Origin of the sequence: Mycobacterium sp. ACS1612 (assembly GCF_001667505.1) — a bacterium.
Taxonomy (GTDB): domain Bacteria; phylum Actinomycetota; class Actinomycetes; order Mycobacteriales; family Mycobacteriaceae; genus Mycobacterium.
The window spans coordinates 136,380-151,019 of sequence record NZ_LZHZ01000074.1 but is presented as its reverse complement, the minus strand read 5'-3'; the positions used below and the strand labels follow the sequence as shown (position 1 = coordinate 151,019).

At 67.4% G+C, this 14,640-nt stretch carries 13 protein-coding genes; 4 read left to right on the top strand and 9 right to left on the bottom strand.

The window, feature by feature from the left end:
• Positions 1–78 precede the first annotated feature (78 nt).
• The 9 genes from A5724_RS31985 to A5724_RS31945 all read right to left on the bottom strand — a co-directional run bounded on the left by A5724_RS31985 (position 79) and on the right by A5724_RS31945 (position 10,453).
• Positions 79–660, bottom strand: a complete 582-nt coding sequence (locus A5724_RS31985; protein ID WP_067812009.1) for a DUF1707 domain-containing protein — start codon at positions 658–660, stop codon at positions 79–81.
• Positions 661–753: 93 nt separating this feature from the next.
• Positions 754–1,515, bottom strand: a complete 762-nt coding sequence (locus tag A5724_RS31980; protein ID WP_067812004.1) for an SDR family oxidoreductase — start codon at positions 1,513–1,515, stop codon at positions 754–756.
• A gap of 83 nt (positions 1,516–1,598) precedes the next feature.
• Entirely contained in the window at positions 1,599–1,931 is a 333-nt protein-coding gene (locus A5724_RS31975; RefSeq protein ID WP_156752545.1) for a hypothetical protein, read from the bottom strand.
• A gap of 153 nt (positions 1,932–2,084) precedes the next feature.
• Positions 2,085–2,855: an enoyl-CoA hydratase family protein gene (locus tag A5724_RS31970; RefSeq protein ID WP_067812002.1), complete on the bottom strand. Its 771-nt coding sequence runs from the start codon at positions 2,853–2,855 to the stop codon at positions 2,085–2,087.
• Positions 2,855–4,015: an acyl-CoA dehydrogenase family protein gene (locus A5724_RS31965; protein WP_067812000.1), complete on the bottom strand. Its 1,161-nt coding sequence runs from the start codon at positions 4,013–4,015 to the stop codon at positions 2,855–2,857. Before A5724_RS31965 ends, A5724_RS31970 begins: the two co-directional genes overlap by 1 nt.
• Positions 4,012–5,985 (bottom strand): biotin carboxylase N-terminal domain-containing protein, encoded by a 1,974-nt coding sequence (locus tag A5724_RS31960; RefSeq protein ID WP_067811999.1) that lies wholly within the window; start codon positions 5,983–5,985, stop codon positions 4,012–4,014. The genes A5724_RS31965 and A5724_RS31960 overlap by 4 nt, the downstream gene beginning before the upstream one ends.
• A 6-nt stretch (positions 5,986–5,991) precedes the next feature.
• Positions 5,992–7,524, bottom strand: a complete 1,533-nt coding sequence (locus A5724_RS31955; protein ID WP_197518876.1) for an acyl-CoA carboxylase subunit beta — start codon at positions 7,522–7,524, stop codon at positions 5,992–5,994.
• A 59-nt stretch (positions 7,525–7,583) separates the two neighbouring features.
• A complete protein-coding gene (locus tag A5724_RS31950) occupies positions 7,584–8,744 on the bottom strand; it encodes an acyl-CoA dehydrogenase family protein (protein WP_067811994.1) in 1,161 nt (386 codons plus the stop codon).
• On the bottom strand, positions 8,741–10,453 hold the full coding sequence (locus tag A5724_RS31945) for an acyclic terpene utilization AtuA family protein (protein WP_197518874.1): 1,713 nt from the start codon (positions 10,451–10,453) through the stop codon (positions 8,741–8,743). Before A5724_RS31945 ends, A5724_RS31950 begins: the two co-directional genes overlap by 4 nt.
• 202 nt (positions 10,454–10,655) lie before the next feature.
• Here A5724_RS31945 and rpmF point away from each other — a divergent pair, with 202 nt between their 5' ends.
• The 4 genes from rpmF (at position 10,656) to A5724_RS31925 (ending at position 14,577) form a co-directional block, all read left to right on the top strand.
• Positions 10,656–10,829 (top strand): 50S ribosomal protein L32, encoded by a 174-nt coding sequence (gene rpmF, locus A5724_RS31940; RefSeq protein WP_067811989.1) that lies wholly within the window; start codon positions 10,656–10,658, stop codon positions 10,827–10,829.
• Between the two features lie 64 nt (positions 10,830–10,893).
• A complete protein-coding gene (locus tag A5724_RS31935; RefSeq protein WP_067812061.1) occupies positions 10,894–11,580 on the top strand; it encodes a response regulator transcription factor in 687 nt (228 codons plus the stop codon).
• On the top strand, positions 11,580–13,055 hold the full coding sequence (locus A5724_RS31930; protein ID WP_232005045.1) for a HAMP domain-containing sensor histidine kinase: 1,476 nt from the start codon (positions 11,580–11,582) through the stop codon (positions 13,053–13,055). The genes A5724_RS31935 and A5724_RS31930 overlap by 1 nt, the downstream gene beginning before the upstream one ends.
• Before the next feature lie 145 nt (positions 13,056–13,200).
• A complete protein-coding gene (locus tag A5724_RS31925) occupies positions 13,201–14,577 on the top strand; it encodes a S1C family serine protease (RefSeq protein WP_067811987.1) in 1,377 nt (458 codons plus the stop codon).
• Positions 14,578–14,640 lie beyond the last annotated feature (63 nt).

The following is a 14,640-nucleotide window of genomic DNA, read 5'->3' as shown; positions in this document are numbered from 1 at the left end:
ACACTCGACGCCGTCACAGCGCACTCGGCGGCCTCCCACCGATCAGCCGACTGCTACCAACGTCGTGACTAGGTACAACTAGGCGGCCTTGCGCTTCTTGCGCTTGACGCCGACGCTGCCCCACAGCGAGAAACCGCGGATCCGCACGCACGGCGCGCCAGGGGACCCTTCACCGTTGACGCTCTGCTCGAACGTGCCCATCACCCCGACGCCGCGCAAGTCGACGTTCACCTCTGGCGGCACCAGGATGGTCTGCCCGCCCATGATCGAGTACGAGTGGATCTCCACCTCCGGTGAGGTGAAGTCGGCATACCGCAGATCGACCACGCCGCCGCCCCACAACGCGAAGGTGGTCAAGCGTTTGGGCACGTTCCATCGGCCGCGGCGCTCGAAGCCGCTCATGATCGCCAGCAGCAGAGTCGACGGCGCGGGCCGGCACGGCCCGCCGCCACGCGCCCGGGTGACCGCACCGGGCAGGTCGGCGCTGATCCGGTCGAGTTCGTCGTAGGTCTGCGCGGCATACGCCTTCGTCAGCCGGTCTTCGTATTCGCTCAGTGGTAACCGGCCCTGGGCGGCGGCGTCGGTGAGCAACTGCGCCACCTGGATCCGATCGGTGTCTGCAGCACGCATCGAACTGTTCCGCGGCGCTGGAGTGCTCATCGATATCGAGACTACGACTAACGCTGGCACATGCAAGGGCGTTGGCCAAACTGTGCTCTCGGCCATTCCGGCGAAGCTGCTAGGTGAGCAAACTTATGCGTGTTGGGCCACGTATTCGGCGAAGCTGATGGTGCCCACCGGGTTGTCCGGAGCTAGGTTCGCCCCCGTGCGGTAGCCGGCCGCGATGCGCCCCGGTGCCGGTACCTCCACCACGGGTCGACGGCCGCCGTGGGCGCTGCGATAGATGCGGGCGAGTTCGGCGTGGGTGTGCACGGTGGGGCCGCCGATGTCGGGCGCCCGTCCTGCGGGTTCGGCGTCGATCAACTCGACGAGCCGGTTGGCGACGTCGCCGGTGTCGATGGGCTGGAACCGCATGCCCTTGACGGCGCACAGCAGCGGGGAGAACCGCTGGATCGCGAACGTCATCTTGATCAGGTCGTGGAATTGGGTCGCGCGCAGCACGGTGTGTCCGACGCCCGAGGCTTGCAAGGTCTGCTCTACGCGCAGCTTGGTTTTGTAGTACGGCAAAGGGATCCGGTCGATGCCGACGATCGACACGTAGACGATGTGATCAACGTCCGCTTTGCGCGCCGCTGTGATCAGATTCTCGGTCGACGTGACGTCCTTGTCGGCAGTGCCCTGAGTGGCGCAGTGCACCACCACATTCACGCTATCAACTGCGGCGTCGACGCCGGTGTTGGTCAACAGATCGCCCTGGGCCCAGTGCACACCCGTGTAGCCGACGTGACTGCGTCGGCTCATCGCGCGGACCTGATGTCCGGCGGCCGTCGCCGCGCCAACCAGCTTCCGGCCCAGTGCGCCGGTCGCACCGGTGACGAGGACGTGACGGGTCATCGGTCGCTTAGCCTACGCGACCGGGCACAAGAAAACGGGCACCTGCGCGAATATGCAAGTGCCCGTTGACTTATCGTTGCGGACTATTCGGGGCTGCGTGGCCCGTTCAAGAAGTCGGCGATGCTGTTGACGAACGTTTGGGGCTGGTCCAAGATTCCGAGCCCATCGCGACCTCCGCCCTCAGTCGGATTCCCGTTCAGAAAACGATCGATGTTGTATGCCGGGCTGACGGTCATCGCGAAAGTCCCAGCCTGCTCATTCGCGACGCACACGACACGTGCCGGCGTCAACGGAAAGGTGAAGCCGGGGTCGCTCGGGTCTGAGCAGTCGGCCTGCGCGGGCGCGGCGGACATCAGACCAACGGCCCCCAGGCCTCCGATGGCGCTTGCAGCGGCTGCAATAAGTGTTCGCTTCATGAAGTCTCCCTTACTTCAAGTGGGCGCCCCGTACGCCCGATTAACCGATCCTAACCTCCATCAAGGTTGCGTGTGCAACTGTCTAACGGTTACGTCAATAATCGTACAGCTGCATGCCTAGCTTGGCTTACCCTTATTTCTGGCAAGTTACTCTCAGGAGTCAGGCAAACGCGGCCGGCGCTTCTGCAGGAAGGCCAGCATCCCTTCCCGCGCCTCCTCGGAGACGAACAGTCGCGCAGATTGCTCGGTCAGCTCGTCGGCCCGGCGGTCGAACGCCTCCAGGATCGCGGCGGTGGTCAACGCCTTGGACGCGGCCAATCCCTGCGGGAATGCCTTGGCGATCTCGGCGGTCAGTGTGGCGACCGTGGCTGCGACGTCGTCGGCCGCGAGGGTGATCAGACCCATGTCGGCGGCCTCGGCCGCGCCGAACTTCTCGCCGGTGACGAAGTAACGACCGGCGGCGCGCGCGGACATCTTCGGCAGCAGAGTCAGCGAGATGATCGACGGCGCGACGCCGATGCGCGCCTCCGTCAGGGCGAATGTGCTGGCCTGGCCCGCGACCGCGATGTCGCATGCGCCGACCAGACCGAGCCCACCCGCCCGGACGTGCCCGTCCACCGCCGCGATCACCGGCACCGGCAATTCGAGGATTCGCCGCAGCAGTGCGGTGAGTTCACGGGCTCGGGACACCGCTAGCTCGCCGGGGTCGCGCCCGGCCGCCTCGGCCAGGTCCGCGCCGGCACAGAACGTGCCGCCGGTGTGGTCGAGGACCACCGCCCGCACCCCGGACTCCTCGGTGGCTTCGATGAAGGCCTGGTGTAACTGGTCGACCAGCCTCGTCGACAAGGCGTTGCGGTTGTCTGGCGAGTCGAGGGTGATCCGGGCGACGGGTCCCTCGACGGCGTAGTGGACGAGGGTAGGCATCAATATGACCTGGGTAGTCCGAGCGACGTCTGCGCGACGAAGTTGAGCACCATCTCCCGGCTCACCGGCGCGATGCGTGCCAGCTTCGACGCCGTCACCGCCGCGGCGATGCCGTATTCCTTCGTCAGCCCGTTGCCGCCCAGCGACTGCACCGCCTGATCGACCGCGCGCACCGACGCTTCACCGGCGGCGTACTTGGCCATGTTCGCAGCCTCGGCCGCGCCCGCATCGTCGCCTGCGTCGTACAGCGACGCGGCCTTCTGCATCATCAGCTTGGCAAGTTCAATCTCGATGTGGTTCTGCGCCAACGGATGCGACAGGCCCTGGTGCGCGCCGATCGGCGTCTTCCACACCTGCCTCGACTTGACGTAGTCGACGGCCTTGTTGATCGCGAACCGGCCCATGCCCACTGCGCTGGCCGCGCCCATGATCCGCTCCGGGTTCAGCCCGGCGAATAGTTGCGCGATGGCCGCGTCCTCCGAACCGACCAGCGCATCCGACGGCAGCCGCACCTCATCGAGGAACACCTGGAACTGGCTTTCCGGCGTCACCAGTTCCATGTCGATCCTGGTCCAGGACAACCCTGTTGTGTCGGTCGGCACGATGAACAGCGCGGGCCGCAGGTTGCCGGTCTTCAGTTCCTCGGTGCGCCCGACGACTAGCACGGCCTGCGCTTGGTCGATGCCCGAGATGAACACCTTCTGCCCGGACAGGATCCAGTCGCTGCCGTCGCGTCGCGCCGTCGTGGTGATGCGGTGGCTGTTGGAGCCCGCGTCCGGTTCGGTGATCGCGAACGCCATCGTGGTCGAACCGTCGGCGATGCCGGGCAGCCACCGCTTCTTCTGCTCGTCGGTGCCGAACTTGGCGATGATGGTGCCGTTGATCGCGGGGGAGACCACCATCATCAGCAGCGGACAGCCCGCCGCCGCCATCTCCTCCATCACCATCGACAGCTCGTACATGCCCGCACCGCCGCCGCCGTAGTCCTCGGGCAGGTTGACGCCGATGAAGCCGAGTTTGCCTGCCTCGCTCCATAATTCGTCGGTGTGCTGACCTGCCCGGGACTTCTCCAGGTAGTAGTCCTGGCCGTAGTTGGCCGCCATCGCGGCGACGGCCTTTCGCAAGGCCTGCTGTTCTTCAGCTTCGATGAAGCCTGTCATTGTGCGTCTCCTTCAGCGGTGTCCACGCGGGCAAGGACGGTGCCGACGTCGACCTGCTGGCCGGCCTCGACGTTGAGCTCGGCGAGCACGCCGTCGCTCGGCGCGGTGACGGTGTGCTCCATTTTCATCGCCTCGAGCCAGATCAGGGGCTGACCCGCCGTCACGGTTTCGCCCACCGCGGCGCCTACCCGCAGCACCGAGCCGGGCATGGGCGCCAGCAGTGAGCCCTGCGCGACGGCGGAGTCGGGGTCGGGGAAACGCGGCAGGGCGACGAGTTGCACTGGGCCCAGCGGAGAGTCGACGAAGACGTCGGCACCGTAGCGGGCCACGTCGAACGCGCGGTGCACGCCGTCGAGCGACAGCACCACCCGGTCGGGGTGCGCGCTCACCAGTGTCACGCCGTCGTGGTCCGGCAGTTCCGTCCCGGCGCGGGTGAACCGGTAGCGCACCTCGTGCGTCTCCTCGGCTGCGCTGTAGGACTTGGTCTGGTAGCTGGACGCCAGGTTGCGCCAGCCGCTCGGCGCCGCGCTGAATACCGTTGCGGCGCTGCGGTTGTGCGCCGCGTCGGCGAGCGCCGCGGCCAGCGCCGACAGCTTGACGGCGGCGTCGTCGGCCAGCGGCGCTGCCAGTTCGGCAAGCCCGTGGGTGTCGAAGAACGCGGTGTCGGTGGCGCCGTCGAGGAACGCCGGATGGCGCAGCACGTTCACCAGCAGGTCGCGGTTGGTGCGCACGCCGTGGATGCGGGTGCGCGCCAGCGCGTCGGCGAGCACAGTCGCCGCCTGACGCCGGTTCGGCGCATACGAGATGACCTTGGCGAGCATCGGGTCGTAGAACACCGACACCACGGAGCCGTCGACGACGCCGGTGTCCAGGCGGACACTGCGCACGCGAGGAGCGAATGAGGCGGCGCTGGGCACGTCGAAGTGATGCACCGTGCCCGCCTGCGGCTGCCATCCCTTCGCGGGGTCTTCGGCGTACAACCGCGCTTCGATCGAATATCCCTGCGACGGAGGCGGTTCCGGGTCGAGGCTCCCGCCGTCAGCGACCTGCAGTTGCAGTTCGACGAGGTCGAGTCCGGTGGTCTCCTCGGTGACCGGGTGCTCGACCTGAAGTCGGGTATTCATCTCGAGGAAATAAAAGGACCCCGCGCCGGGACCATCTGGGCTGGCCATGAACTCGACGGTGCCCGCGCCGGTGTATCCGATCGCGGTCGCGGCGAGCCGGGCGGCGTCGAAAAGCTTGGCGCGCATCCCCGGGGTGCGCTCGACCAGAGGCGACGGCGCCTCCTCGATGATCTTCTGGTGCCTGCGTTGGATCGAGCATTCGCGTTCGCCGACCGACCACACGGTGCCGTGCTGATCGGCGAGCACCTGCACCTCGACGTGGTGGCCGGTGGCCAGGTAGCGCTCGCAGAACACCGTCGGATCCCCGAACGCCGACTGCGCCTCGCGCCGCGCCGCCTCCACTTGTGCTGGCAGGGTGGACAATTCACGGACCACCCGCATGCCGCGGCCACCGCCGCCAGCCGACGCCTTGATCAGCACCGGCAACTGGTCGGCGGTCACGGTCTCCGGGTCGAGTTCCTCGAGCACCGGCACACCGGCAGCGGCCATCATTTTCTTGGCCTCGATCTTCGACCCCATCGCGGCGACTGCGGCCACCGGCGGCCCGATCCAGGTGAGGCCCGCGTCGATCACCGCGGACGCGAAATCGGGGTTCTCCGAGAGGAATCCGTATCCCGGGTGGATCGCGTCGGCACCCGCAGCGCGGGCGGCATTGATCAACTGCGCGGCGTCGAGGTATCCATTGCGGCCCTCGAGGCGCACCGCCGCGTCGGCCTCCGTCACGTGAGGGGACGCGGCGTCGGGATCGGTGTACACCGCGACGGTGCCGATGCCCAACCTGCGGCAGGTGGTGAACACCCGGCGGGCGATCTCACCCCGGTTGGCGACCAAGACTCTAAAGATCATGTGGGCTCACATCCGGAAGACGCCGAAGTTCGACGTCCCCTTGATCGGGCCATTGGCGATGGCGGACAAGCACATTCCCAACACGGTGCGGGTGTCGCGCGGGTCGATCACGCCGTCGTCGTAGAGCATGCCGGACAACACCATGGGCAGTGACTCGGCCTCGATCTGACCTTCGACCGCGGCGCGCATCGCGGCGTCCGCTTCCTCGTCGACCCGTTGGCCGCGGGCCTCGGCGGCCGCGCGGCTGACGATCGACAGCACCCCTGCCAGTTGCGCGCCGCCCATCACCGCGGATTTCGCGCTGGGCCATGCGAACAGGAAGCGCGGATCGTAGGCTCGTCCGCACATGCCGTAATGGCCCGCGCCGTAGGAGGCGCCGATCAGCAGGGAGATGTGCGGAACGGTCGAGTTCGACACGGCGTTGATCATCATCGAGCCGTGCTTGATCATTCCGCCTTCCTCGTACTGCTTGCCCACCATGTAGCCAGTGGTGTTGTGCAGGAACAGCAGTGGCGTGTCGGACCGGTTGGCCAGCTCGATGAACTGGGTGGCCTTCTGCGACTCCTCGGAAAACAGCACGCCTCGGTGGTTGGCCAGGATGCCGATCGGATAGCCGTACAGCGTGGCCCACCCTGTCACCAGCGACGACCCGTAGAGGGCCTTGAACTCGTCGAACTGAGAACCGTCGACGATGCGGGCGATCACGTCGCGCGGATCGAACGGGATGCGCAGGTCCGAAGGGACGATGCCGATCAGCTCCTCGGCGTCGAACAGCGGGTCGGTGAACGGTTTGGGCGCGGGACCGTGCTTGCGCCAGTTCAACCTGGCGACGATACGGCGGCCGATGCGGATGGCGTCGAGTTCGTCGACGGCGAAGTAGTCGGCCAACCCCGAGACACGGGCGTGCATTCCGGCGCCGCCAAGCGATTCGTCGTCGGACTCCTCACCGGTGGCCATCTTCACCAGCGGCGGGCCTGCCAGGAACACCTTCGAGCGCTCCTTGATCATCACGACGTGGTCGGACATGCCAGGGATGTACGCACCGCCCGCCGTGGAGTTGCCGAACACCAGCGCGATGGTCGGGATGCCCGCGGCCGACAGTCGGGTCAGATCGCGGAACATCTGCCCACCCGGGATGAAGATCTCCTTCTGGGTGGGCAGATCGGCGCCACCCGACTCCACCAGTGAGACCACCGGAAGGCGGTTCTGCATAGCAATCTGGTTGGCCCGCAGGATCTTTCGCAGCGTCCACGGGTTGCTGGTGCCGCCCTTGACGGTGGGGTCGTTGGCGACCACCAGGCACTCCACGCCTTCGATAGCGCCGATGCCGACCACCACGCTGGCGCCCACCGTGAAAGGGGTGCCCCACGCGGCCAACGGGCTCAGTTCGAGAAACGGCGAATCGGGATCGAGCAGCAACTCGATGCGCTCGCGGGCGGTCATCTTGCCGCGGTCGTGATGACGCTTGACGTATTTATCGCCGCCACCGGCAAGGGCCTTGGCGTGTTCGGCGTCGAGTTCGGCGAGCTTGGCCGTCATCGCTTCCGCGGCTTGGGCATAACCGGCGGACCCTGCGTCGAGGGTGGAACGTAATGCGGTCACGACTGGAAGCCCAGCATCTTCGCGGCCAGCGAGGTGAGGATCTCGGTGGTGCCCCCACCGATGCCGATGATGCGCATGTCGCGGTACTGCCGTTCGACCTCGGACTCGGCCATGTAGCCCATGCCGCCGAACAATTGCACCGCCTGGTTGGCCACCCATTCGCCCGCCTCGACAGCGGTGTTCTTGGCGAAGCACACCTCGGCGATCAGGTTCGTCTCGCCGGCCAGCTGGCGTTCGACGACATGGTGGGTGTACACCCGCGCCACGTCGATGCGCCGGGCCATCTCGGAGAGGGTGTTCTGCACCGATTGCCGCGAGATCAGCGGCTTGCCGAAGGTCTCCCGGTTGCGGCACCACTCGACGGTCAGGTCGAGGCACCGCTGTGCGCTCGAATATGCCTGTGCGGCAAGGCCGACGCGCTCGGACACGAACGCCGAGGCGATCTGCAGGAAACCGGTGTTCTCGGCGCCGACCAGGTTCGCCGCAGGCACTCGAACTTCGGTGTAGGACAACTCGGCGGTGTCAGAGGACCGCCAGCCCATCTTGTCGAGCTTGCGGCTGACTTGCAGACCGGGTGAGCATCCCGGTCCGTCTTTGTCCACGACGATCAGTGAAACCCCCGCGGCGCCGGGGCCGCCGGTGCGGGCGGCGGTCACCACGTAGTCGGCGCGCACCCCCGAGGTGATGTAGGTCTTGGCGCCGTTGATGATGTAGTCGTCCCCGTCGCGGACGGCCCGCGTGGTGAGGTGGCCGACGTCGGAACCGCCGCCGGGTTCGGTGATGGCCAGGCTGCCGATCAGCTCGCCGCGCAATGTCGGCCGCACGTATGTGTCGATCAACCGCTGGTCGCCGGAGGCGATCATGTGCGGCACCGCGATCCCGCAGGTGAACAGCGAGGCGAACACGCCGCCCGGTGAACCGGCGTAATGCATTTCCTCGCAGATGATCACCGCGTCGGCGCCGTCGCCGCCTGCACCGCCCACCGCTTCCGGTTGCCCGGCGCCGAGCAAGCCGAGGTCACCCGCCTTGCGATGCAACTCGCGCGGCAGTTCGCCCGATCGCTCCCACTCGTCGACGTGTGGGAGGACTTCGCGTTCGACGAAGGCGCGCACCGTCTTTCGCAACTGCTCGCGCTCAGGTGTGTTCCAGATGCTCATAGAAAACTCTCCGGGATGTCGATGGTTCGGCTGCGCAGCCACTCGCCGAGGCCTTTGGCCTGCGGGTCGAACCGCGCCTGATACGCGACGCCGTGACCGAGCAGACCGTCGATGACAAAGTTGACGGCCCACAGGTTTGGCAACAGATGGCGAGTGACAGGCAGATCCGCTGTCTCAGGGAGCAATTCGCGCAGCTTTTCGACGGTCAACGTATGCGCCAGCCACCGCCAGTGCTGGGCGCTGCGGACCCACACCCCGACATTCGCCGAGCCACCTTTGTCGCCGCTGCGCGCGCCTGCGATTTGACCGAGCGGCACCCGGCGCGTCTCGCCGAACGGCAACGGCTCGGGCAGCGCGAATGGGGGTACCGGCGCAAGCTCCAGCGTCTGGGTGGCCGCGGCGATGTCCACCCGCGTGCCGTCGGCGTGCACGGCGACGTGCGGCACCTCGGTGGCGTCGACGTATCCCGGGGTGAACACCCCGTACACCTGACCGTCGCCCGGCGGTGCGGTGCTGGTGAATCCCGGATAGCTGGCCAGCGCGAGTTCGACTGCTGCAGAAGAAAATTGGCGTCCGACAGTCTTGGGGTCGGGGTCGCGGACGACGCACCGCAGCAGCGCGCTGGCCGTCTCTTCGGTGTCGGCGTCAGCGTGATCGGTGCGCGCCAGTGTCCACTCCATCTCGGCGGGCTTGACCGTCAGGCTGGTCTCCAATTGCCTGCGCACCAGGTCGGCCTTGGCCTCGATGTCCAAACCGGTCAGCACCAACGTCATCTCGTTGCGGAATCCGCCGATGCTGTTCAGCGACACCTTCAGCGTCGGTGGGGGCGGCTCGCCCTTGACCCCGCTGATCCGCACCCGGTCGGGGCCGTCGTCGGACAGTTCGATGGTATCCACCCGCAACGTCACGTCGGGATTGGCGTAACGGGCACCGCCGATCTCGTAGAGCAACTGGGCCGTCACCGTGCCCACCGTCACCGCGCCGCCTGTGCCGGGATGCTTGGTGATCACCGACGAGCCGTCGGCATGGATCTCGGCGAGCGGGAATCCGGGATGCGTCAGGTCGGCGAGTTCGGTGAAGAAGGCGTAGTTGCCTCCGGTGGCCTGCGCCCCGCATTCGATGACGTGGCCCGCGGCCACCGCGCCTGCAAGTGCGTCGTAGTCGGAGCGATCCCAACCGAAGTGGGCTGCGGCGGGCCCGACGATCACCGACGCATCGGTGACGCGGCCGGTCACCACCACGTCGGCGCCGTCGCGTAGGCAGTCGGCGATGCCCCAGGCGCCGAGATAGGCGTTGGCCGCCAACACCGGACCTCCGCCCGATGTCGCCGTCGCCGCGACTCCGAATCCCAACTCGTCAGCGCGCCCCACCAGGTCGTCGCCTTCGACGTGCGCCACGTTGACCGTCAGGCCGAGCCGCTCGGCCAGTGCCCGCACCGCGGTGGCCAACCCGGCGGGGTTCAGCCCGCCCGCGTTGGCGACGATCCGCACACCCTTGTCGAGTGCCAGCCCGAGGCAGTCCTCGAGCTGGATCAGGAAGCTCTTGGCGTAGCCGCGCTCGGGCGACTTGGCCCGGTCGCGGGCCAGGATCAGCATGGTCAGCTCGGCCAGATAGTCGCCGGTCAGGTAGTCCAGATCGCCGCCGGTGAGCATCTCGCGCATGGCCGCGAGCCGGTCGCCGTAGAACCCCGAGCAGTTGCCGATGCGCACCACGTCCAGCGATGAGGCCACGCGCTCTCCCGTCGTCGTCATCGACCCAACCAACCGGTAGGTTAGACGGTACCTCCGGTTTCGCGTCAAGGCGCTCCCTGTTTTGGAGCCTATGCAGCTCACCGGCTATCCTGAAGAGCAATTGCGACGCCGGATCATGCGTGGCGCGCACTTTGTACCCCTTATAAAGGAGAGCTCGATCATGGCTGTGCCCAAGCGCAGGATGTCGCGCGCGAACACCCGTAGCCGGCGCGCGCAGTGGAAAGCCAAGCGTCCCGAACTGGTCAACGTGACCGTCGCTGGCCAGCAGCACAAGGTGCCTCGGCGCCTGCTCAAGGCCGCCCGCCTCGGCCTGATCGATCTCGACCGCCGCTAACTGTGGGCGCGCGCCGTGGCGCGCCTCTCAGGCCAGTCTCAGGTGATAGATAGACACTGTGGCTGTGCGCATACTTGTCGTCGACGATGATCGCGCTGTGCGCGAATCTCTGCGCCGGTCGCTTTCGTTCAACGGATATTCGGTGGAGCTGGCCCAGGACGGGCGCGAAGCCCTGGACGTGATCGCCAACGACCGGCCCGACGCCCTCGTGCTCGATGTGATGATGCCGAGGCTGGACGGGCTCGAGGTGTGCCGTCAGCTTCGCAGCACCGGCGACGACTTGCCGATCCTGGTGCTGACCGCTCGGGACTCCGTTTCCGAACGCGTCGCAGGCCTCGACGCGGGCGCCGACGACTATCTGCCCAAGCCGTTCGCGCTGGAGGAACTGTTGGCGCGGATGCGCGCGCTGCTGCGCAGGACCACGCCCGACGACGGCGCGGAGTCGCCTGCGCTGACGTTCTCGGATCTGTCGCTGGACCCGGTGACGCGCGAAGTCACCCGTGGCGATCGGCAGATCAGCCTGACCCGCACCGAATTCGCGTTGCTGGAGATGCTGATCGCCAATCCGCGCCGGGTGCTCACCCGTAGCCGCATCCTCGAGGAGGTCTGGGGATTCGACTTCCCGACGTCCGGCAATGCCCTCGAGGTGTACGTCGGGTACCTGCGCCGCAAGACCGAAGCCGAAGGAGAGCCGCGACTGATCCACACCGTGCGCGGGGTGGGTTACGTGTTGCGTGAAACACCGCCCTGATGTCAGCCCAGAAGTTCGGGTTCAGGCCGCGGGTGAAGTCGCGGCCGCCAGTTGCCACGGCCAGCTCGTTGTCGCTGCGTTGGCGCGTGATGCTGCTCGCGATGTCGATGGTGGCGATGGTCGTGGTGCTGATGGCGGTGGCGGTCTACGCGGTGGTGTCGCGGGCGCTTTACGACGACATCGACAACCAGTTGCACAGCCGGGCGCGGCTGCTGATCGAAAGCGGCTCACTGGCCGCCGACCCCGGCAAGGCCATCGAGGGCACCGCGTATTCGGACGTCAACGCGATGCTGGTCAATCCGGGCCGGTCCATCTACACGGCCAACCAGGAGGGCCAGACGCTGCCGCTCGGCGAGCCGGAAAAAGACGTCGTACAAGGCGAATTGCTGATGTCGCTGCGGACGGTCAACCACCAACGGGTGTTGGCGCTGCACTTGACCAACGGCAGTTCGCTGTTGATCTCCAAGAGCCTGGCGCCGACCAGCCAGGTGCTCAAGCGATTGGGCACGGTGCTGCTGATCGTCGGTGGCCTCGGCGTGGTGGTGGCCGCGATGGCCGGTGGGGCGGTGGCCCGCGCCGGGCTCAGACCGGTGGCCAGGTTGACCGAGGCTGCTGAACGGGTGGCCAGGACCGACGACCTGCGGCCCATCCCGGTGTTCGGCAGCGACGAATTGGCCCGCCTCACAGAGGCTTTCAACATGATGCTGCGGGCGCTGGCCGAGTCACGCGAACGGCAGGCCCGGTTGGTCACCGACGCGGGCCACGAGCTGCGCACCCCGTTGACGTCGCTGCGCACCAACGTCGAACTGCTGATGGCGTCGATGGCGCCAGGCGCGCCGCGGCTGCCCGATGAGGAGATGGCCGACCTGCGCGCCGATGTGATCGCGCAAATCGAGGAGTTGTCCACGCTGGTGGGCGATCTGGTGGATCTGACCCGCGACGAGGCGGGTGCGGTCGTCCACGAGCCCGTCGACATGTCCGAGGTGGTGGACCGTTCGCTGGAGCGAGTTCGCCGGCGCCGCAACGACATCGAGTTCGACGTCTCCGCCATCGGGTGGCAGGTGTACGGCGACGGCGGCGGTCTGGCGCGGGCCGTGCTCAACCTGCTCGACAACGCCGCGAAGTGGAGCCCACCCGGTGGACGGGTCGTGGTCCGGCTCACGCAAATCGACCCGGTGCACGCCGAGTTGGTGGTGTCCGACTTCGGGCCTGGCATACCGCCGCAGGAGAGGCGGCTGGTGTTCGAGCGGTTCTACCGCTCGACGTCGGCGCGCGCGATGCCGGGTTCGGGCCTCGGGTTGGCGATCGTGAAACAGGTTGTCGTCAAACACGGTGGCTCGCTGCGGGTCGAGGACACTGTGCCCGGTGGCCAACCGCCCGGCACGTCCATCCACGTGGTGCTGCCCGGTCGGCCACTTCCCGCGACACACCCGATCGATGCCGACCAACCGGTGGTCGGCGCCGAGAATGCTTGATGGGCGCGCGTTGTGCAGCAGGGGGAAGTCTGGGCATGTCCCGAAAGTTCTCTAAGTGGATTCTCAGCCCAACTGGGCACCCTGAGCTTGTATGTGTCGTTGCTAAAGATGTCGGAACCTACTTCAGGAAGAGCACCGCAGCCACATGACGAACCACCCGAGGTACTCGCCTCCGCCACAGCCGGGACACCGCGCGGGCGGCCATGAGCAGCACGCGGCGCCCGGATACCCCGGTGCACACCGGCCCGGTCCATATCAGCAGCCCCAGCAGCCGTATGACTGGCGCTACGCGACGCAGCAGCAGTTCCGCAGCCCCTACGACCCGTACCGCGGCACGCCGCAGTCCTCCGGCATGTCGATGCCGCAGGCACCCCAAAAGCGTTCGCGCGCAGGCGCTTTGACTGCAGGAGCGATCGCCGTCGCGATTGTCTCCGCCGGCATCGGCGGCGGTGTCGCGCTGCTGGCACAGCCGGACCGGCCATCGGCGGGCTCGAGCGTCACCGGGCTTGCGCCGAGCGTGCCCGCGGCCAGCCTGCCCGCGGGCTCCGTCGAGCAGGTGGCGGCCAAGGTGGTGCCCAGCGTCGTCAAGCTGGAAGTCGACCTCGGCAGGCAGTCCGAAGAGGGCTCCGGCATCATCCTGTCCTCCGACGGTCTGATCCTGACCAACAACCACGTCGTCGCCGCCGCCCAGACCGGACCCGGCGCACCACCGGTGCCCCCTGGTCTCGGCGGTCCCGGCGGCGGCCCGGGGGCCGCACAGACAAAGATCACCTTCGCCGACGGCCGCACCACCACTTTCACGGTGGTCGGCACCGATCCGAGCAGTGACATCGCGGTCGTGCGCGCCAAGGATGCGTCGAACCTGACGCCGATCACGCTCGGTTCGTCGGCAAATCTGCGGGTCGGCCAGGATGTGGTTGCCGTCGGTTCCCCGCTCGGTCTCGAAGGCACCGTCACCACAGGCATCATCAGCGCGCTGAACCGGCCGGTGGCCGCGGGCGGCGACGCGCAGAACCAGAACACCGTGCTCGACGCCATCCAGACCGACGCCGCGATCAACCCGGGTAACTCGGGCGGCGCGCTGGTCAACATGAACGGCGAGCTCATCGGCGTGAACTCCGCCATCGCCACCCTGGGCGCCGACGCGGGCAACCAGGGCGGGCAGAGCGGATCGATCGGGCTCGGCTTCGCGATCCCGGTGGACCAGGCCAAGCGGATCGCCGACGAGCTGATCCAGAACGGCACCGCATCGCATGCCTCACTGGGCGTCCAGGTCGGCAACGACTCGGCCGTCGACGGCGCCAAGATCGTCGAGGTCACCAACGGCGGCGCGGCGGCCGCCGCAGGCCTGCCCAGCGGTGTCGTAGTGACCAAGGTGGACGACCGGGTGATCGGCAGCGCCGACGCTCTGGTGGCGGCCGTGCGATCGAAGGCGCCCGGCGACAAGGTCACGCTGACCTACCTGGATGCCTCGGGTAAGCCGCAGACTGTCCAGGTCACTCTTGGTAAGGCGCAGCAGTGAGCATCGTGGTGGGGCCGACGGGATCGCCCACTCTCAGAGTGGCCGCGCCGCTGTCCCTTCCGG

What these genes read in the sequence shown, in the direction of transcription:
- A5724_RS31985 (WP_067812009.1), bottom strand. Translation starts at nt 660, where the DNA reads ATGAGCACTCCAGCGCCGCGGAACAGTTCGATGCGTGCTGCAGACACC.
- A5724_RS31980 (WP_067812004.1), bottom strand. Translation starts at nt 1,515, where the DNA reads ATGACCCGTCACGTCCTCGTCACCGGTGCGACCGGCGCACTGGGCCGG.
- A5724_RS31975 (WP_156752545.1), bottom strand. Translation starts at nt 1,931, where the DNA reads ATGAAGCGAACACTTATTGCAGCCGCTGCAAGCGCCATCGGAGGCCTG.
- A5724_RS31970 (WP_067812002.1), bottom strand. Translation starts at nt 2,855, where the DNA reads ATGCCTACCCTCGTCCACTACGCCGTCGAGGGACCCGTCGCCCGGATC.
- A5724_RS31965 (WP_067812000.1), bottom strand. Translation starts at nt 4,015, where the DNA reads ATGACAGGCTTCATCGAAGCTGAAGAACAGCAGGCCTTGCGAAAGGCC.
- A5724_RS31960 (WP_067811999.1), bottom strand. Translation starts at nt 5,985, where the DNA reads ATGATCTTTAGAGTCTTGGTCGCCAACCGGGGTGAGATCGCCCGCCGG.
- A5724_RS31955 (WP_197518876.1), bottom strand. Translation starts at nt 7,524, where the DNA reads ATGACGGCCAAGCTCGCCGAACTCGACGCCGAACACGCCAAGGCCCTT.
- A5724_RS31950 (WP_067811994.1), bottom strand. Translation starts at nt 8,744, where the DNA reads ATGAGCATCTGGAACACACCTGAGCGCGAGCAGTTGCGAAAGACGGTG.
- rpmF (WP_067811989.1), top strand. Translation starts at nt 10,656, where the DNA reads ATGGCTGTGCCCAAGCGCAGGATGTCGCGCGCGAACACCCGTAGCCGG.
- A5724_RS31930 (WP_232005045.1), top strand. Translation starts at nt 11,580, where the DNA reads ATGTCAGCCCAGAAGTTCGGGTTCAGGCCGCGGGTGAAGTCGCGGCCG.
- A5724_RS31925 (WP_067811987.1), top strand. Translation starts at nt 13,201, where the DNA reads ATGACGAACCACCCGAGGTACTCGCCTCCGCCACAGCCGGGACACCGC.